Origin of the sequence: Bacillus sp. S14(2024), from assembly GCF_050473785.1 — a bacterium.
GTDB lineage: Bacteria > Bacillota > Bacilli > Bacillales > Bacillaceae_G > Bacillus_A > Bacillus_A yunxiaonensis.
In genome coordinates this window covers 2,952,327-2,971,507 of record NZ_JBFLUP010000006.1, presented here as the reverse complement: position 1 = coordinate 2,971,507, position 19,181 = coordinate 2,952,327, and the positions used below count along the sequence as shown (strand labels likewise).

The following is a 19,181-nucleotide window of genomic DNA, read 5'->3' as shown; positions in this document are numbered from 1 at the left end:
GCTTAGCTGTTCCTTCTTTTTTTGCTTGCAGCAAGATAAGAAGACGATAGCAAAGATATAATAAGTTTTCTAATGTGGTAAATATTTTGTGATTACTACACACATCTCGAGAGCGATGTGATGTGTAGTGTTTGCGAAGAAAAGGGGATTTAATATAAAAAAGAAGCTTAAAACTATTGAAAGGATCCTGTCGAAATTTTGTACGCTAATCGACTTTTTACATAGGAAAAGTCTTTTTTCTTTTCTTCAAGTCTAGCAGTTAATTCGTTAAAATTTTGAACCACATCTGGCATCGATAATTGCTTTGCTAATGAACGCCCTTTTTGAATGGATTTAGAGGCTTCTTCCAATACATTTGCTTTTATTTGAGCATCCGCAAGACAATACCAATAAAACCAGGCATCCATTTCTGAAATTTTATCGTTATAAAATTTTTCAATGGCCGGGTAGTATTGGGAATATAATTCTTCATTATAAGCCAAATTTTTACCGTTCCATTTTAATACATCTACAAGGTAGCTATCAGCAATATACCACTGCCAAACTACTAAACCTATCTGTTGATTTCCGTACAAAATATCCATCTTATGATAAGGAACATCTGCAATCTTTTTGAATGAGTTATTATTCCATTGGAAAACTTCAAGTTTATTTCCTGCTGCTGCACCAATCGTAACACCAAATAAATATTCTTTTATACCATCACCAGTAATATCAGCTAAGCCTGAAAACTCCAAACCCACACCTTGAGTTTTTGTATCCCAAATTTTTTGCCAATTATTATTTTCTCTCTTCAAAATCATTACTCCAAACTGAGAAGGTTGTTCTTTTGCTTTAATTTGAAAAGTAACGATTATTTCTTTCTGCCCATCCTGGTTGAAGTCGTAGAGTTGAATTGGCTTTGCAGAAAAAGGATTTTCAGGGCTTACAAGTAGCGAATTTGACGGTATAAACTCCGTAACAATTTTCATTAGATTTTCCTTCTGATTCTCGTTAGCGAAAACAAGTGTAGAAGAATTTAAAAATCCTAATGAGAGTAAGATTATTAGCGGTATTTTCATTTCAAAATATCCTCTTTAGAATGTTGTCAAAGATTATTATTCCCTAACATTGATTTGGGTATTATGGATGAATCTAGAAATCAATTATTCAACTAACTTGGCTCAGTCGTTAAAGAATAAGGGCAATTTCATTCTTTAACATAGCCTTAGTAAGAAATACGTAAATTTATCTTTTTCTCATAATACTTATAAAGTGACGTGTGATAGAGCGAGCAACGGAAGAAAAAATATGTAAATATTCGTAAGAAAGTGAACTTTTTTCAGATTTGATGGTAATAAGTATATAGAATGAAAAATAAGGAGGGGAGACTTTGGATGAGCAACAGTTAATTCAACAAGTAAAACAAGGAGATAATGAGGCATTTAATCAATTGTTGCAGCCCTATATACAAAGAGCATATCAAACATCTTATCTCATATTAGATGATAAGGGGTTAGCGGAGGATGCAGTACAAGAATCGCTGATACAAACATATAAATCTATTCATCGTTTTAATGAAGAGGTTGCCTCGTTTAAAACGTGGTTTCATCAAGTTTTAATTCATACAACATTAAAACAAAAACGGAAAAAACGTTTTTCTCTTTTACAACCTGAAACATGGTTTCGTATAAAAGATGGCAAAACACCAGAACATAATTGTCTCATAAAAGAAGAATCACAGATGATTCTAGATGCTGTGCAACAATTGTCTATTAAACATCAAATCGTTATTATTCTTTTTTATTATCAAGATTTATCCATCTTGGAAATTTCGGAAGTATTGGATGTGAAAGAAGGAACGATAAAATCTCGTCTTTATAAAGCAAAAGAAAAGCTGAAAGATCATTTAGCTCATAACATTTTTTTAGACCGTGATACGGAGGTGAGTGTATGGATCGAGAAATAAAGAAGGCATTTCGTGAAAAAGTAAATGGAACTTCATTTCCTCAATATGTGAATATCGAGAATCTTTTACATAGTAAGAAGAAAAAAATGAAAAAATGGAAACAAAATGTAGCAATAGCCTCCATCATAGTTGGTTTAATAGCTACAACGCTTGGATTAACGTTCCCAGCTTCTGCTGGAAGTATTCCTGTAATAGGAGATATCTTTAGATTTTTGGATAAGGGAGGAACTGAACTTCATGATGAAGTTAAAACGAATAAGGAGGAAGGAACTGGGGTTCATCGAGATTATAAGCAATACTCGAATGAAATCAATCTTATTCAAGAAAGTAATGGGGTCAAATTCACGATACATGATGCAATTTATGATGGAAAGACAGTATCTCTAACCTATTCTATTGAAAGTAATCAAGATTTAGGTGAAAACCCGTTTACTTCTGATTCTCTAAAAATAAAAGGGGGCACAGCCTTAGGCGGAACCAATGGAATTAAGAAAGTAGACGAACATAAATATGTAGGGTTATTAACTGCTAGTAACCTGGAAGCGAATGAAGAAGATATTGTAAACATAAAATGGGAAATAAACAGTATTAAGATTCCAGATAAGCAAAAAGAAATAAAAGGGAATTGGAACTTTGAAATTACTCAAAAGGCAACAGAAAGCAAATCGAAATTGATTCATAGTAGTGTAGAAAAAGATGGAGTAAAAGTGTCTATTGAGAAATTATCTATATCACCAATGTCATTTACTATTTATTACAACCACGAAATTTCCGAGAAAGTAAGAAATACATGGGATGAAGTATACGTTGATTTAACAATTAAAGATGACTTAGGGAATAGTTATTCAGGTGCAGGAAATGGAGGAAAAGGGGAAGGGGCTTATATGAGTTTGAGTAAAACGTTTCAAAAAATTAATCAGAATGCCACAAAACTCATTATAACTCCGCGTGTTATTTTAAGAGGTGAAGAGAATATGGTATTAAAAGACATTATTATTGAATTAGAGAAGTAACATAATCATTTGAAAGGACTGCCTTTTGTACAGAGGCAGTCCCTTGTGTTTTAGCAACAATTAGCCAATTCTACTTATTTAATTTCCTGTACATTTGTACCTATAGGAATAGAATCACTAGTTAATCTCTGACCGAATATCAATTTCCATTGATTTGATTCCTTAAACATAGGAATCGTTTCTGAAATCTTATAGTTACCAAAGTCTTGTTCTAGTTTAACTAAAGCTAAACTCTTTCCAACAACTGTTAACTGCTTAAGCTCTGTTTTTAACTAATCTCTAAGCTAGTTTGAGGAAAGGGATATAACTTTATGTATCATATAGGAATTTACACATAGCTATTTGTAATCAGTGTTATTGATATGCAAAGTTAAAATCTCTTGTCTTATAAAATATACACTTATTTGCCTGTACATTTTTGTTTCTACATAAGTATGTAAGAATAATTACCTGTCTCGTTGGACCAGTTTTGCAAATGGTTGCATATAAAATCTTTTCAATTGAAACGTTTAACCACAATACCTCTTTAATTTCTCACACAAGTACTGTTTGTAGACTTTCTTCAAATTTTATTTTATTTTTAGCACATCTCCGAGTTCCAGTGCCAACTTCATCATTATTAGCTCGTTGTGTAATGAATACCTTGCTTAATTTTATTGATAATATTTAAATGCTCCTGTAAAATTATACTAGTTTCCATTTATGCAAACGTTTTCGTAAAAAGAGGATGTTAGTTTATAATCTACAATAAATCTTTATTTTATAGGAGGCAGGTGTAGTAGGATGAAGGAATTTATTTGATTGCTATAATACTTTAGCTGTATAACGGCTGATATTTGTAAAAGGGGAAGTGGGGATTTATAAATGATTGAAGTAAAGAATGTTACGAAGAGCTATAAGATTTTAGAGCGAAAGCCAGGTTTAATGGGTGCAATAAAAGCTTTAATAAAACGTAAATATTATGATAAGCAAGCCGTAAAACCAATTTCTTTTTCTGTTGAAAAAGGAGAAATGGTCGGATATATCGGATTCAATGGTGCTGGGAAGTCAACTACTATTAAGATGTTGTGTGGAATCTTAACTCCAGATACTGGCGAAATTAAGGTGAATGGAATTATTCCATACAAAAACCGACAGGAAAATGCCAAAAATATTGGAGCCGTTTTTGGCCAACGTACACAACTTGCTTGGGATATACCGGTGCGAGAGTCTTTTGAACTATTAAAACATGTTTATGAGATTCCAGAAACAAAATATCAGGAAATGATGCATTTATTTGAGGATGTATTGGATTTAGGGACTTTAATGCCATTACCTGTTCGACAGTTATCACTCGGACAAAAAATGCGTTGTGAGTTGGCTGCTGCCTTTCTTCATCAACCTTCTGTTGTGTTCCTAGATGAACCTACAATTGGTCTAGATATTGATGTAAAGGTGAAAATACGTAGTTTTATTAAGGAAATGAATAAGAAACTGGGTGCAACAGTTGTATTAACTACACATGATATGCAGGATATAGAAGAGCTTTGCCAGCGGATTATTATTATTGATAAAGGGTCTATTATGTATGATGGGGACTTACAAGATCTTAAAGATCGTTTTTCTTATAACCGCATCCTATCTTTAGAATTAGAAGAGCACACAATGTTTGAAATTCCTGTATCATTACAAAATGATATCGTGATACATAAGAGTGAAGCAGAAAATTCATCTCACGTAGAGCTAAGTTTTCACACAAAGACTGTTTCATCTGAGTTTGTGCTTTCAGAACTCGCAAGACACAATAAAATATCAGACTTGACTATTTCAAATCCTAAATTAGAGACGATTATTAAAGATCTTTATCAGCATGGAGGTGAGGAATCCCTTGAGGAAATATTGGGAAATGCTTAAAGTGCAGATAAAGCTAGATACTTCTTATGCAGCATGGTATTGGGCAGGTACATTTGCGATTATTGTTAAATTATGTACGTTGTATTATTTTTGGACTGCTGTTTACGAGAATAAACAGACTGTTGGAGCACTTTCACTAACTAATATGCTAACTTATATGGTGATTGCTTTATTATTGGAACAATATGTATCAGGGGTTGGAGACAATTTAGCTAGAATGATTAAACAAGGTGACATAGCACTGGAACTTATGAAGCCGTACCATTTGTTAGACAAACTGGTAGCTATGGATATAGGACAAAAAGTTTCTAATTCTATTCGGACAACGTTTCCCATGTTACTGTTTTCCATTTGGTTTATAGGGATAGAACTACCACAATCATTAGAGTCTTTTGGATTATTTATCATCAGTGTAATATTAGGTGTTTTAATCGGGACGCAATTAGACCTTATTATTGGTATATTAGCATTCTGGACCGTTAACGTATGGGGGCTGCGCCTTCTGCGAGACTCTATTATTCAGTTCTGTTCTGGTGCACTCGTCCCATTATCGCTTTATCCACACTGGTTTCAAGAGATTAGTATATTCTTACCATTTCAGTCTATGGTCTATATACCAGTTTCTATTTATACAGGTGCTATTTCAGGTTCTGCGGCTTACATAGCCATTGCGACACAATTTATATGGTTCATTCTCATTGCAGTTCTTGCCCGATTCTTATGGGCTCTCGCAATTCGGAAAATCACAATATTTGGGGGGTGAGTAACGTGTTACACACTTTTAAACGGTACGCATTTTTGTACACTGTCTATTTTAAACAGCATTTAAAAGTTATGATGGAGTATAAAGTAGACTTTCTTATAGGGATTTCGTCTGTTTTCATTCAACAATTTGCATCTATTTTTTTCATAAAAGTGGTATTTGATCATATTGAAACTTTAAAGGGGTGGAATTTCTATCAAATCCTTTTAATCTATGGCATTGCCTTTGCGGGAAGGGCAATTCATCATATTTTCTTTGATAACTTGTGGACGATTGGATGGCAATACATTCGGACAGGAAATTTAGACCGTTTGCTTATTCGTCCTATTAACCCACTGTTCCAAATTGTAGCAGAGCGCGTTCAACAGGATGGATTTGGCCAACTTATAATAGGGGGAGTTGTTCTTTATTATTCCATTAGTCATCTAGATATCGCTATGACAGTAGGAAATGTATTAATGCTGCTTGTCATGATTATATCCAGTGGGTTTATTTTTGTTGCATTAAATCTGTTTTTTATTACGTTTTCCTTTTGGATGACAGATAGTATTCCTGTTGTATCAGCAGTATTCAGTTTAAGTGATTTTTCGCGGTATCCGATTACGATTTATAATAAAGTTATAGCATTTATTTTAACATTTATTATTCCTTACAGTTTTACATCTTTTTATCCAGCTGCATTTTTCTTTGATAAGGGGTATAAATGGATTTCTGTGTGCACACCATTCGTTGCCATAATACTATGTTTCATTGCATATCGTTTCTGGAAATATGGATTAAGTGTATTTACGAGTACAGGAAGTTAATTTTAATAGAATTTGAATGTGTTAGAAGAGAGAATATAAATTTATATGAAATAGATAATGCAGTATTTGAAATGAAAGGACCAAATGATATTTACTATAGTGCAGAAGAAATTTACTGGCTAACTTGCATGAGGAATTTGCTGCCATTCTTACGAGGAAAGAGATGCTGGCAGTTATGGAAATAGGTCTTTTAAAATAAATTCTTATAGGGGTGTATTACATTGTTATCATATTAATAATATGATGTGTAGTGTTTGCAAACATATGATTATAAAAAAACATAGGATATTTTGCTTATTTTAAATTTTATTCTTTGGATAAGTTTCTTCTATTTTATGTACAAGTTATTAGTTCTTCAGAAAAAGCGTTACATATCATTGATAGGTAGTTGACGAAATACACCTTTTTTCTTTAGGTACAAGTACAAAAAGTGCGTTTTACATGATTGTAAAACGCACTACCATTGCTATTGCATAACAGATTGTTTTAGTGCATCCAAATTCTTTTTCATATAGCTAATATAGTCAATTCCCTTGTCTTGTTCTTCTTTCGTAATTCCTTCAATTGGGCTTAATACAACTGTTTTTGCCCCTGTTTCATCCGCAAGGGTTTTTGCTATTTTTGGAGAAGCAATTTCCTCAAAATAAATGACCTTAATATTGTTGTCCTTCACATACTTTTGAAGTTCCGCCAACTTCGCTGGACTTGGTTCTTGGTCAGGAGCAAGTCCAGCAATTGGAATTTGAGTAAGACCGTATTCTTTTGCTAAGTATCCAAATGCCGCATGTTGCGTCACGAATTCTTTACGTTTTGCATTACCAAGAGTTGTTCTAAATTCATTATCTAAATCTTTTAGCTTTGCAGTAAATTGATCTGTATTTTTTTCATAGTCTTGTTTATGAGTTTGATCTGCTTCTATAACTGCTTGCTTAATATTTTCTACTTCTTTTTGGGCTAACACTGGATCTAACCATACATGAGGATCCATCGGGTGTTTTTGTTCCGTATCTTCTTCAGCAGTTCCTTCCATAAGTGAAATACCCTTACTTGCATCTACTACTTTTATGTTTTTATTATCAAGGCTTTTTAGTACTTTAGGTACCCATGTTTCCATGGAGTCACTGTTGTATACAAACACATCGGCACTTTCAATTTTAGCAATATCTTTTGGAGTGGGTTCAAAATCGTGTGGTTCTGTCCCCGCAGGAATTAACACATCTACTGTTCCATTGGAGCCAACCACATTTTTAGTAAAGTCGTACATAGGGTAAAATGTTGTTACGACCTTAAGAGACTTGTCTTGTTTTGTATTGCTTTTTGCCTCATTTTGTTTAGAACAGCCTGCAATAGCGGTCGAAAGGGCCAAAGCGGTTATTAATGCACCATATTTCCATTTTTTCATGATGTACTCATTCTCCTTTTGAAATTTAATATAAATAATAACTATTACGATTTATAAAAAGGGTAATATCACCTTTTATTCTTCAATTATCCATACTCATATGATTCTTTCCAATCAAAGGGTAGGGGAGCGCTTTTTTCATTTTCTATCAATCTCAAAATTCACTTATTGTAAAGAAAATTGAGACGTATAGGTGTTTTGAACGTCAGTAATATCTACATCTCGTCCAATTAAAACTATGCAAGGTTTCATAGTTTGCTCTTGAGGGAATTTACTAATGTACAATTGGTTGGAACTATATTGAAATGGATAAACACCTTCTCTTTCTTTTAATGCTATATATCCTTTGCCTCTCACTATACCTGCTGGTAAAGAAGTGAACCATTTTTTAAATTGCCCTTTAGATATTGGAGGTACATCCTGGATTGTAATAGTTTTAATTCCATTGTGATGTTCATTATGATGTGTATGATCATGGTCACAGGTGTGATAATCTTGCTCAGGATGATTGTGACTACATGTAGAAAGATGCGATGAATATACAATAGTATTTGCTCGCTTTTGTAATAATTCTTCTACATCTACACTTCCATAAGAAGCTTCCATCACCTGTGTATTTGCATCTATAACCTTCGCAAGTTTCATTTGAACTTTCTGTAATTGCTTTTGATTTACTAAGTCTACTTTATTTAGCACGACCACAGTGGCGCCTGTAATCTGATTCTTAAGTAACTCACGAATAGATTTAAATGAAAAAATACTTTGCTCATCTAAATAACTACTTGCATTAACAACACTAATAATAGATTGAACATCAAACAAATGAACAAGAGGTGGGCTAGCTATAGCTTCTACAATTTCTAATGGATTAGCAACACCTGTTCCCTCAATGAATAGAACATCTATAGGGCTTTTAACATGTGAATCTAAAAGGGAAGTCAATGTTGTCTTTAAGTCTTCTTGAATCGTACAACAAATACATCCATTTAATAGCTCGAATACGTGACTATCTCCAAATAAATGTGTCTCAACGTTAACTTTCCCTAGTTCGTTTAGTACAATGGCAGGTTTCATGTTCTTGGTTTTACAGTACTCTAGAATATGAGTTAATAGTGTTGTTTTTCCGCTTCCCAAAAAACCTGAGATGATATAAACGGGTATATTTTTCATATTTCTCCTCCTAATATCGGGGTTAAAACGTAATGATTACGATTTAAAGTATAACAAATATATAGCCATAAATATATACTATATACTGACAATATTTTATGAAAACATGGTACTACTTGTAAGAAAGAATTCTCGTATTATAGGGAATAGCTTATCTAGTAAGAAAAGTGAGTGTCTTTGAAATATATAAGTGTTCATAAGGTGGTTTCCTATTTATAGGAATAAGAAATCCCTTCAGCTCTCATGTCTGAAGGGATTTCTTCTATTCCAAATTGTTAACTTGATAGCGATGTGGTGTGACCACAACATCAAAAGGAACTTATCTACAAACGGTTCGAGTTAGATTTTTCCTCCTCGAATGCGAAAGAAACGAATGGCCCTGTGTTTCTAATAAATATTTTGCACTAGAGCCTTATTTTCAATCTTGATAACATAGCTTAACTTAAAACTTTTGATACACATATTGTGTTTTCGGAGGAGTAATTTTTTTTATTGCACTAATTTTTATAAGGGGTGATGAAGTATCCTTCTCGGTTGTTTGATCTAAAACACCTGTGGCCGTAACCCATTCTCCATTCTTTAGAGAGGATACTTCTTTACCTGTTGCTAACATCCCCCATACTGTGGCATCTGCCACGCAGCAGGTGATTTCATATCTTGCAATAAAAATTTCATTTTGACTATAATCTTTTCCTCTGAAAACAAATCCAGTAAGCGTAATGTTCTTTCCTTTAAAACCTGCGACATTTCCCAAAATTAGTTGCATTACGGGCAGATAATTATCATCATCTATCTGAATTGTATTCGTGCTCATCAACTTTTTTTGTAATGTATTATAATACTCTCCCGGAGATTGCTCTCCTCCGTCTGTGGACGATTGTGTTGTAGTGGAATCACCTGAATCCTGCCCTAATTGCTCTCCTGTATTTTGTCCTGATTGTCCATTTGAATCCAGTTTTGGTTGTCCCTGTGCTAAATTCACTCCGCGTTTCGCAGCGATGCTTGCATCAATTGTATGATCTGAAAACAGGAACGCTGTAATAATTGGAGTAAGAAAGAGAGAATAGAACAACAGGGCTCCTTTTTTAGTACGAGGGAGAGAATGATCATGATCACAGCACCCACACCCAGATTTATCCTTTTGACCACTTCTCCAGATTTGGACAATACCTAACAATGTCACAACAGAGAATGTAAAATAAATAAACTTTACCATTTTAGGAGCAATAAAGTTCTCAATGTTTCCCGTTATAAGTAACTTAAGCAGCAGCAATCCAAAACCGATTAAAATAATTCCACGAACGTACATATGAAACGATTGTGTTTCTCTGTGGCCCATACTTTTCTCTCCTCTCTCACTGTATTCCTATGAAAAGAATAGGAACATACAAAACGGCAATATATACAACTGCTGCAACAATACATATAAATTCTATAACAAACCCTTTTTTAAAATAAGCAAATAACATAAGGGTGTTTTTGAAATCAATCATTGGTCCAAACACTAAAAATGCCAGCAAAGAAGAGGTTGAAAATGTATGACTTAAAGAGGCGGCTATGAAAGCATCAGCCTCTGAACAAACAGAAAGTACGAATCCAAACCCCATCATGACAAGAGGGGACAGATGTATATTTGAAGCAAGTCCCATCAGAAAACTACGATCAAAAAACGTTTGAAAGAGACTAGCGGCAAAAGCACCTATAAGAAGAAACTTTCCTGTATCAAAAAATTCATCGCTGGCATGATACAATGTTTCTTGCCAACGGCTTCTATGAACATGATGAGTTCCATGATGATGTTTTTCTGGTTTCTTGCTTTCGCGTAATACATCTCTGTTTCCGTATAGAAAATAAACGATAAGTCCAATAATTACGGATACAAAACCTGCAAGTCCCAAACGATAATAAGTCATGTTGGGAAATGTTGAGAATGCATAGTACGTTGAGGCAAATACAATAGGATTAATAATAGGTGTACTTACTAAGACGACCATCCCAACATGAAGAGGCATTCCCTTCTTAATAAGCCTTCTTACAATAGGTACAATGGCGCACTCGCAAACGGGAAAAATAAGTCCTATGAATGCTGCAGGAATAATGGCAAGAAGATAATTCTTAGGAAGCACTTTTTTTAATGTATCCTCTGAAATAAATGTTTGGATAAAAGCTGAAATAAACACACCGATTAACACAAACGGAATGGCTTCAAAAAAAATACTTAAAAAAATCGTATTTACATTTAACCAACTTGTCGGAATGACGCTTTTTAAATAAGCAAGATTTGTATAATCAATAAAGAAAAAAAGAAATATAAAAAGTGCTATCAATAAAATTCCAATTATCATCTTATAATTTTTTAATAAAGGCAATGTAATTCCTCCTTGTTGTACTATCCAATTGTAAACTAAACCACGTTTAATACTCTTAGCTCTAAAAGGGAAGTTAATGTTGTTCTTAAATCTTTTTGGATTGTACAACAAACACACCCATTTAACAGTTCAAAAAACGTAATCATTTCGATTTGAATTATAGCAAGGATATAGTTATAGATACATACTCTATACTGACACTGTCTTCTGAAAATATTGTACTAATTGTAAGAATGGATTCTTGTACTACTAGGAAACAGCTTATCTAATGAGACAAATAGAGTGAACTGACTAATGGATAAATGAAATATCTTTTGTGTCAGTTTTTATAGTGTATTAGACACACTAAATTTCAATAATGAGATGTGTAGAATATACAGTTTATCTCGCATTAACGGGCAGTAAGACCCTCACCTCAAAATTGAGAGAAAAGCGAAGAAGATAGGTGAGTATAAAAATGTTCACTTTTTAATAGATAACACAGGGAGCGTGAGAGGGTCTCAATTGGTATATGTCTTTGAGGCTACTTTTAGTTGTATTTTGGTTGAATCGCAAGAATGTATTTCAAAATAAGGTGTGAAATTTTTTTATAATGTTTCGGATACAATGTGGTAAGGGATAGAAGAACAGAATTGATGGGTGAGCAAGGCTTACGAACAGATATCATTTATTACATACAAAATTTAAAAAGATTGAGATTAAAAATAAAAGGAAATTCAATGAAATATGTAAATGTAGAGTAGTCCATCAAACTTTTCTGCATATGGTGGGGATGAGGTGATGTCTCGTGACAAAAAAAGTATCCCCACTTAAACTTGGAAATGAACCATACGGCACAATAAAAGTTGAAGAAGCGTTTCTTCGAGCTTTAGAAGTGTATTTTATAAAGAAGAAAGATAGTAAATCTCCTAGTTGAGCAGGAGATCTTTTTTGGGGAATTTATGCCTTTTTTCGACAGGTAGCTATTTTTTTGTTATCAAATTTCAAATGTGATGTGTAGGGATTGCAAAAAAAAAGGTGAAAATCAGAGGGGATTTTTATAGGTTTCTAGATAGATTGATTTCTGATAGCGGGACTTACGTTAATTAAACAAACAAAGAGGTCTTAATAAACCTCTTTATTTTATTCATCACTCAATCGTATTTGCAATTTGGACTAAGACTTTTGATGAAGCTTTATCTAACCCTCTACTATCAATAATCAGCATATATTGCCAACCATTCCTTTCAAATGTAAGAGTATCAAGATTTGAACTTTCCCTTATACGAAATAATATTGCTTTCGATTTATCTTTCAGTGTATATACACCCTTAGTCAGTTCTTGTTTAATTGGAATTTTATACTTTAAAGGGCGGACTCTTATCATATAATGTTTCTTGCCCGTATGCTCATTTATATACTCAATTTCAAAACTGTCATTTACATTATATTCACTGTTATTACAACGTCCAAATTGATGAGTAAATTCTACTGATGGCACCATTGTCGGCAATGTAATACCTCGTTGAAATAATTTTTCGCATTCAGTTATTGCTTCTCCGATAGATTTATAACCAATCTTATACCAAAACTTTTCAAAAGACTGCTGTTCTTGAGCCCTAGCAGGAGTATTAATAACACTAATAATTAAAGCAAAAAGTATTGATATCAATATTTTATGTCTTTTACTCATTAATGGGTTCTCCTTAAAAATATTTGCAATATACTGTATTGTTTATCATGCCCTTTAATCTCAATATTATTTTTCACTTCCGATAACACTGATTATGTGAAAAAAAAGTAGTCTGTAATGTTTTCTTATATATAGTAGGGGTGAGGTAGTGTTTATGGGGAAAAAACATCCCATGTAAACTTTGAAGCGAAACATGGGGAATACCTAAAATTAAAGAAATGTTCCTACAAACTTTAGAATTGTATGTTATAAGATTGGCAGCCTTCTGAATTAATTAAGAGGATTTTTAGGCGTGGATCAAAACTATACATATAACTTACATCAATAAAAAATAATTGTTAATATAAAATTCCTAATATTTACGCTATGTCTATCTAAAAGGTGGGACAGCAGATGGATTATTTAATAACAAGGTTCTGTTAAAGTATGTTGTTGGTTTTCTTATTGAACCAAAGAAGCAGGTTAGTTAAATAAAAGATTCGTTTCTTTTTTATTTGCTAAATTACCAACATTATTCTTTAACAGAGCCAATAGCTAAAAGGCTTGTCCGTAATCATATTAGCAATGTGTAGTGTCGCAAAGAAAAGAAGAGAAAAGTGATTTGCACCCTAATAGTTAGACCAAAAATCTAACGATCGGGGTGTTTATTTTGGTTAAATATGATTTTGAATTAAAATTGCGTATTGTGAAGAATATCTTGAATGAGTTAGACAATGGATTAACCTATATAAAAAGTTTGGTGCTGAGGGACTAAAAAGAAAAATTCCTCTTACTCTATTCGATTTATTCTGAATGTTATAAACTGGAATAAAAAATGATATAGGAGAAAGATGATGACAATAAAATTAGTGAAACCAACACACCAGCATAGGAAACAAATTATGGCTTATCGGCAGGCATTTCTAAATTCAAGAGAACAGCTGCATGGTAGTTGTTCCTTACAACATTTTGATTCCATTGACGAATGGATTGAAAAAGTCAAAATTCAAGAAAAAGGAGAAAAATTACCGCTAAATCGAGTTCCATCCACTCAGTTTTTGAGTATTGAAAATGGGGAATTAGTCGGTTTAATCAATATCCGCCATCGATTAACGCCAGAACTACTGATGGAGAGCGGACATATCGGTTATAGCGTGCACCCCGCCGAACGTCGAAAGGGTTACGCCACTGAGCAACTTCGGCTTTCCTTATTTGAAGCGAAAAAATTAGGATTGGAGAAAGTGTTGATAACTTGTGACAAAGCAAATATTGGCTCTGCCAAAACCATTCAAAAAGTTGGAGGTCTCTTAGAAAATGAAGTAATTTCCCCTAATACTGGCGAAATTGTTCAGCGTTACTGGATAGAACTATGATTTAGTAAATTTTCAAAAAGCATACTTGAAATGGTATCGAAACTGGATAATAACGAAAAGAAAAATCGGAGTGAGGAATCACTCCAAAAAAAGTCCAACTTTTGGGGTTCAGTACACTTTATTAAGGAGAGCTTTTTATCATTTACTTTTGATCGAACACAAATATTTCTTTATATTTTCTTGCTTGTATCGTTTTACCATTAGACAATGTCTTAGGTAGCTCTTCCTGCCATGTAATGATAACAGTAATACCCCTTGCTTTTACTGACACAGGAAAGTTAGAAAAATGGCACTCATTATTTGGAACTGTTCTCTCAGTTTCTGGTGCGTCCATGTTTGCCCGCAAAATTTTAGAATCGTTAAAATTACTGTATATATCTACATCTAAATTATAAGCATTTTTTCCGAGATTCTTCACATCTAGACTATATGTATTAACTGTGCCTGATTTTGGTTTTGAAAGCCTTGGCTCATTGTCAGCTTTATTAACTTTTATATACCAACGGTCAGAGGACTTTGATATAGGAAGATTACTAAACGAGGAAGCTTTCGCTAATATATTGCTACCGAATATAAAACATATCATACCCAAAAGAACAACTGTTATCTTTCGCATATTCCAACCTCCAAAGTACAGGATTTTATCTTATTTACTATTTCCTGAAATAAAAGGTGATATGTACTAAATGATTAGCGAAAAAGTATGGGGGAATTGATATCTGATTCTGATAACACTGATTATGTGAAAGGAGAGTAGTCCGTAATGCTTTCTTGCATATAGTAGGGAGAAGATGAATTATTTAATAATAAGAAGGCTTGTCCGTAACTATATTAACAATGTGATGTGTAGTATTTGCAAAGAAAAGAAGTGCGTTTCGCGCTTCTTTTTGAGGTCTCGCCAACAAAACGTGGATTTTATACGCTAAGGATATGCAGGATTTCATGCAGGCTACGAGAACGGTTTGAACTGCCAAATGCTGTTGTGACAGGGATGTATGAAATCTTGCATACAGCGGAAGGAACGGAAGGCTGACAAACTATTGGTATGAATGGCTTTCTAGGATTTGGTTACTGCTGATAATGATGTGTTATGTAAACTTCACATGAATACGGTATGCATTGTTTCTTGTTCAACTAACGGGGCAGAATAGTTGAACAACTTCGCCGTTTATTAAAAGGAACTGCACTACATTAAACAATTACCATATAAAAGAGGTTTATAGCCCAACAAGGATAGATCTGTCTCATTACCTCATACGCACTAATATTGCTCAACTAAAGGAATTTGTTGTGGAATGATGCCATTGGTCCTTTCTTACGTGTTTATAGGAAGTGTGAAGAAATTCAATTAGAAGGAAAGAGATATGTATTAGTGGAAATAGCATTTATCAATGTAAATAATTGGAGGGGTAAATATGCCATATATTAATCTTCAAATAACGAAGGGTGCAACTCGTGAACAAAAAGCCCAAATAGTAAAAGAATTTACAACGACTCTTGTTAACGTACTCGGTAAAAAGCCAGAACATACTCATATCGTTATCCAAGAAATTGAGGATGAAAACTGGGGGTTTTCTGGAATATTGACGGATGATTTTCGAAAGATGTCGTAAATATTTTGCTATAGGGTCTCGAATGTTCAATAAGGCATTACAATGCTTTTCAACAATCGGGCGCCATTCTGTAGCAAGAATTGTGTTCGTTCTTTATGTATTGGGCCAGATAATTGAACTGGACGTAGATATTTATTTTAATAAATAAGGTTGTGAAGAAATGTACTTAAAGTAACGGGTGCTTTAAGTGAGCAAGAAACTAAAAACTTTTAACTTCTGAGAACGATAATTATGTAAATAAGCTGTCCATATGGGCAGCTTATTGTATTTTTTTGCTTAGCGTGTTTTTTTTCCAAAATGCTGGCGGTACCCTGTTAAGGAATTCACTAAAGGTCAAGATCGACTACAAGAGATTTTTAAATATAATCGTTATGCTGATGAAAGAGGGGATTAATGTGGCATTGATAGTTCCGAAATGCATCTACTGTAAGGAAGATATTAAAAAGGACGAACAAGCATTAGTAATCGTACCCTATCCTAAGAGAAAAGGATTTACAGAAATTAAAGCCTATTTAAATTTAGAGGGGAAATTTATTTGCGAGAACTGTAAAGACAAACTTAATATATAATCAAGGCTGTTTTTAATGATTTTCTTATTTCATTTCGGGACACTATCCCTAAATGAAATAAAAGATATACGGAAGAGTCAAAAGGGAAAATATCTCATATTATAAATACGGGAGAGGGTTTTGAAACCAGGAGATCCGTACTGGTAAAAATCACACTCTCGCAGGGGTTTTAGGAGTCAAAATGGGCATATCTCTAGATGATTAGGAAAGTAGAAGTTTACAAATCTGAATAATCCAGTATACAACTTGCGCGCCTGTCAGCAACAACGCAGCAATTGTTTGTGGATTGCTTTGTTTCTTCTTAGGAGGCGTCTGTTTTGTCTCTTTTTTTGATTAAGAGATTCGTTTCTTTTTTATTTGCTAAATTATCAACATTATTCTTTAACAGAGCCAATAGCAAAAAGGCTTGTCCGTAATCATATTAACAATGTGATGTGAAAACTAAGAGATAAGAGATGCATGTTCAAAAATTTCTCCGCATGCAAAATAGATACAGTGGGAAGAAGTATTAAAGACTGACTAGCAAAAACAAGAACCCTAACTTATTTATAGTTAGGGTTTTTGTTTTTGTAAAAGTATATAAAAAATTTAATAGTTTACTAGCTATTTCTTAAATCGAAACGGAACAGTTGAAACGATAACATTCTTTTTATATAAAAGGTATATTCTTAATAAAACACTTGATTGGTTGTGTAAGATGTTATGCCAACTTTTTTTGGTTATAAATTGCGGAATGAGCACAGTAACTGATTGATGATCTTCCTGTGCTTTATCTTGAATCATAGCTACTAATTTTGTAATAGGTCTCATTAAGCTTCTGTAAGAAGAAACCACTGTAATAAGACGAACATCTGGTTTCCATTCTTTCCATTTTTGTTGCATTTTTATTTCACTTTCTTTGTCGAAGGCTACATATACTGCGATGACAGTATCACCAATAGCTTCGGCATAATTAATGGATTGTTCGACTACTTTTGTGATTCCTGCAACGGGTACGATGACAATATTTCCTTCAAATTTGTGAGAAACTGCATTTGGATCGATACGTAGTTGTTCTCCAACAGCATCGTAATGTTTATAAATACGATGACAGGTGTACACAATAATTGGCAGGAATATAACGACAGACCATACTTGTGTAAACTTTGTGATAAAGAAAATCAATAATACAGATAGTGAAATAAGCGCCCCTACTAAATTTGTTAGTAATTTAGGTAACCATCCTTGTGGTTTTTCGCGTAACCATTTTACAATCATTCCTGTTTGCGACAAGGTGAAAGGAAGGAATACACCAACTGCGTATAGCGGGATTAGTTGTTCTGTTTTTCCTTGAAACGCAATTATTAAAATAATAGAAGCGATTCCTAGTGTCATAATTCCATTTGAGTATCCTAAGCGATCACCGCGCATTAAAAACATGCGAGGCATGTATTTATCTGATGCTAGGTTGTAAGCTAATAATGGGAATGCAGAGAATCCCGTATTAGCAGCTAATACTAAAATAAGTGCTGTTGTTCCTTGTATAAAGTAGTAAACATAACTTCTTCCGAATACATCTGATGCAATTTGAGATACAACAGTTTCAGTAGGCTTCGGAGCAATACCGTACCAAAATGCCAAAACCGTGATTCCAGTAAATAAGACTGCTAGAATTGTTCCCATCAAAACTAATGTTTTGGCCGCATTTTTAGCAGCGGGTTCTTTAAAATTAGGAATAGCATTTGAAATAGCCTCTACACCTGTTAATGCAGAACATCCAGATGAGAATGCTTTTAATAAAAAGAATAATGTAACTCCCGGTACTATAGTACCAATAGGTGTATGTAAGGTTGCTGGCGCTTGTCCAGTTACGATTTTAAACACTCCAACAGTAATTAATAAAATGAGTGCTAATACGAAGAGATAGACAGGATAAGCTAGAATAGAAGCGGATTCTGTTACTCCTCTAAGATTCAGGATTGTAATGAAAATAACAAGTATGACCGCGATTGGAACGGTATATTGATGTAAAACCGGAAACGCAGATGTAATCGCATCTGTTCCCGCTGATACACTTACAGCTACGGTAAGGATATAATCTACCAGTAAGGAGCCGCCAGCAACGAGTCCGGCATTTATACCTAAATTTGTCTTAGAAACAACGTAAGCTCCTCCCCCATGCGGATAGGCAAAAATAATCTGTCTGTACGATAAAATCAGTGCGGTTAATAAAATAAGAACCCCAATTGCAATTGGAATAGAGTACCAAAAGGCAATCGATCCAAGTGCTGCAAGAACAATTAAAATCTGTTCCGTTCCATAAGCAACAGAAGAAAGAGCATCAGATGAAAGAATAGCTAATGCCTTTAGCTTATTTAATTTTTGTTCGCCTAAGGCATTTGATTTAAGGGGTCTACCAATTAAAAACCTTTTGAACGATGAAAACATGGATGCACCACCAATATATAAATTTTCCAATGAACAGAATATCACAATTGATAGCGAGTGAATAGATATTTTTATTATGAATTCTTTATCATTTAATAATAAATTGACAAAACAGTGACAGAATAACCTCTTTACTACATAAAAAGAATGGATATAGAGGAGATAGAAGGGGAGAGATTAAGTC

At 33.7% G+C, this 19,181-nt stretch carries 17 protein-coding genes; 8 read left to right on the top strand and 9 right to left on the bottom strand.

The features are described 5' to 3' along the window. Positions 1-173 precede the first annotated feature (173 nt). A complete protein-coding gene (locus tag AB1279_RS15290; RefSeq protein WP_429759693.1) occupies positions 174-971 on the bottom strand; it encodes a hypothetical protein in 798 nt (265 codons plus the stop codon). Between the two features lie 401 nt (positions 972-1,372). On the opposite strand from AB1279_RS15290, the gene AB1279_RS15285 reads away from it, so the two are divergent. The 5 genes from AB1279_RS15285 (at position 1,373) to AB1279_RS15265 (ending at position 6,423) form a co-directional block, all read left to right on the top strand. Then, positions 1,373-1,948 (top strand): RNA polymerase sigma factor, encoded by a 576-nt coding sequence (locus AB1279_RS15285; protein WP_429750554.1) that lies wholly within the window; start codon positions 1,373-1,375, stop codon positions 1,946-1,948. Next, positions 1,933-2,961 carry a DUF4179 domain-containing protein gene (locus AB1279_RS15280; RefSeq protein WP_429759691.1) on the top strand — a complete coding sequence of 343 codons (1,029 nt, stop codon included), beginning with the start codon at positions 1,933-1,935 and terminating at the stop codon, positions 2,959-2,961. Before AB1279_RS15285 ends, AB1279_RS15280 begins: the two co-directional genes overlap by 16 nt. A gap of 864 nt (positions 2,962-3,825) precedes the next feature. Continuing rightward, positions 3,826-4,854 (top strand): ABC transporter ATP-binding protein, encoded by a 1,029-nt coding sequence (locus AB1279_RS15275; protein WP_429759689.1) that lies wholly within the window; start codon positions 3,826-3,828, stop codon positions 4,852-4,854. Next, a complete protein-coding gene (locus AB1279_RS15270) occupies positions 4,847-5,617 on the top strand; it encodes an ABC transporter permease (RefSeq protein ID WP_429759687.1) in 771 nt (256 codons plus the stop codon). The genes AB1279_RS15275 and AB1279_RS15270 overlap by 8 nt, the downstream gene beginning before the upstream one ends. A gap of 5 nt (positions 5,618-5,622) precedes the next feature. Further along, complete coding sequence (locus AB1279_RS15265) at positions 5,623-6,423, top strand: ABC transporter permease (protein WP_429759685.1); 801 nt, start codon at positions 5,623-5,625, stop codon at positions 6,421-6,423. A 466-nt stretch (positions 6,424-6,889) separates the two neighbouring features. Here AB1279_RS15265 and AB1279_RS15260 read toward each other — a convergent pair whose 3' ends face one another. The 5 genes from AB1279_RS15260 to AB1279_RS15240 all read right to left on the bottom strand — a co-directional run bounded on the left by AB1279_RS15260 (position 6,890) and on the right by AB1279_RS15240 (position 11,510). Then, positions 6,890-7,825, bottom strand: coding sequence for a metal ABC transporter substrate-binding protein (locus tag AB1279_RS15260; RefSeq protein WP_429759683.1), 936 nt, complete (start codon positions 7,823-7,825; stop codon positions 6,890-6,892). Positions 7,826-7,990: 165 nt separating this feature from the next. After that, entirely contained in the window at positions 7,991-8,995 is a 1,005-nt protein-coding gene (locus tag AB1279_RS15255; RefSeq protein WP_429759681.1) for a CobW family GTP-binding protein, read from the bottom strand. A 442-nt stretch (positions 8,996-9,437) separates the two neighbouring features. Next, a complete protein-coding gene (locus AB1279_RS15250; protein ID WP_429759679.1) occupies positions 9,438-10,334 on the bottom strand; it encodes a TIGR03943 family putative permease subunit in 897 nt (298 codons plus the stop codon). A gap of 16 nt (positions 10,335-10,350) precedes the next feature. Further along, positions 10,351-11,340 (bottom strand): permease, encoded by a 990-nt coding sequence (locus tag AB1279_RS15245; RefSeq protein ID WP_429761430.1) that lies wholly within the window; start codon positions 11,338-11,340, stop codon positions 10,351-10,353. Positions 11,341-11,399: 59 nt separating this feature from the next. Then, a complete protein-coding gene (locus AB1279_RS15240; RefSeq protein WP_429759677.1) occupies positions 11,400-11,510 on the bottom strand; it encodes a GTP-binding protein in 111 nt (36 codons plus the stop codon). 641 nt (positions 11,511-12,151) lie between these two features. Here AB1279_RS15240 and AB1279_RS15235 point away from each other — a divergent pair. Continuing rightward, the gene (locus AB1279_RS15235; RefSeq protein ID WP_429759675.1) at positions 12,152-12,280 is read left to right on the top strand and encodes a hypothetical protein; all 129 of its coding nucleotides are present in this window, start codon (positions 12,152-12,154) and stop codon (positions 12,278-12,280) included. 213 nt (positions 12,281-12,493) lie between these two features. On the opposite strand, the gene AB1279_RS15230 is transcribed toward AB1279_RS15235, so the two are convergent. Then, positions 12,494-13,036 (bottom strand): hypothetical protein, encoded by a 543-nt coding sequence (locus AB1279_RS15230; protein WP_429759673.1) that lies wholly within the window; start codon positions 13,034-13,036, stop codon positions 12,494-12,496. A gap of 839 nt (positions 13,037-13,875) precedes the next feature. On the opposite strand from AB1279_RS15230, the gene AB1279_RS15225 reads away from it, so the two are divergent. After that, on the top strand, positions 13,876-14,388 hold the full coding sequence (locus tag AB1279_RS15225; RefSeq protein ID WP_429761428.1) for a GNAT family N-acetyltransferase: 513 nt from the start codon (positions 13,876-13,878) through the stop codon (positions 14,386-14,388). A 142-nt stretch (positions 14,389-14,530) separates the two neighbouring features. On the opposite strand, the gene AB1279_RS15220 is transcribed toward AB1279_RS15225, so the two are convergent. Continuing rightward, complete coding sequence (locus AB1279_RS15220; RefSeq protein ID WP_429759671.1) at positions 14,531-15,004, bottom strand: hypothetical protein; 474 nt, start codon at positions 15,002-15,004, stop codon at positions 14,531-14,533. Positions 15,005-15,803: 799 nt separating this feature from the next. On the opposite strand from AB1279_RS15220, the gene AB1279_RS15215 reads away from it, so the two are divergent. Continuing rightward, positions 15,804-16,001, top strand: a complete 198-nt coding sequence (locus AB1279_RS15215) for a tautomerase family protein (RefSeq protein ID WP_377884189.1) — start codon at positions 15,804-15,806, stop codon at positions 15,999-16,001. Positions 16,002-17,173: 1,172 nt separating this feature from the next. On the opposite strand, the gene AB1279_RS15210 is transcribed toward AB1279_RS15215, so the two are convergent. Next, the gene (locus tag AB1279_RS15210; RefSeq protein WP_429759669.1) at positions 17,174-18,997 is read right to left on the bottom strand and encodes an APC family permease; all 1,824 of its coding nucleotides are present in this window, start codon (positions 18,995-18,997) and stop codon (positions 17,174-17,176) included. Positions 18,998-19,181 lie beyond the last annotated feature (184 nt).

Coding starts and splice junctions, on each gene's coding strand:
- AB1279_RS15260 (WP_429759683.1), bottom strand. CDS start 7,825: ATGAAAAAATGGAAATATGGTGCATTAATAACCGCTTTGGCCCTTTCG.
- AB1279_RS15250 (WP_429759679.1), bottom strand. CDS start 10,334: ATGGGCCACAGAGAAACACAATCGTTTCATATGTACGTTCGTGGAATT.
- AB1279_RS15220 (WP_429759671.1), bottom strand. CDS start 15,004: ATGCGAAAGATAACAGTTGTTCTTTTGGGTATGATATGTTTTATATTC.
- AB1279_RS15255 (WP_429759681.1), bottom strand. CDS start 8,995: ATGAAAAATATACCCGTTTATATCATCTCAGGTTTTTTGGGAAGCGGA.
- AB1279_RS15210 (WP_429759669.1), bottom strand. CDS start 18,997: ATGTTTTCATCGTTCAAAAGGTTTTTAATTGGTAGACCCCTTAAATCA.
- AB1279_RS15275 (WP_429759689.1), top strand. CDS start 3,826: ATGATTGAAGTAAAGAATGTTACGAAGAGCTATAAGATTTTAGAGCGA.
- AB1279_RS15270 (WP_429759687.1), top strand. CDS start 4,847: ATGCTTAAAGTGCAGATAAAGCTAGATACTTCTTATGCAGCATGGTAT.
- AB1279_RS15230 (WP_429759673.1), bottom strand. CDS start 13,036: ATGAGTAAAAGACATAAAATATTGATATCAATACTTTTTGCTTTAATT.
- AB1279_RS15245 (WP_429761430.1), bottom strand. CDS start 11,340: ATGATAATTGGAATTTTATTGATAGCACTTTTTATATTTCTTTTTTTC.
- AB1279_RS15290 (WP_429759693.1), bottom strand. CDS start 971: ATGAAAATTGTTACGGAGTTTATACCGTCAAATTCGCTACTTGTAAGC.
- AB1279_RS15215 (WP_377884189.1), top strand. CDS start 15,804: ATGCCATATATTAATCTTCAAATAACGAAGGGTGCAACTCGTGAACAA.
- AB1279_RS15280 (WP_429759691.1), top strand. CDS start 1,933: ATGGATCGAGAAATAAAGAAGGCATTTCGTGAAAAAGTAAATGGAACT.
- AB1279_RS15240 (WP_429759677.1), bottom strand. CDS start 11,510: ATGATTACGTTTTTTGAACTGTTAAATGGGTGTGTTTGTTGTACAATC.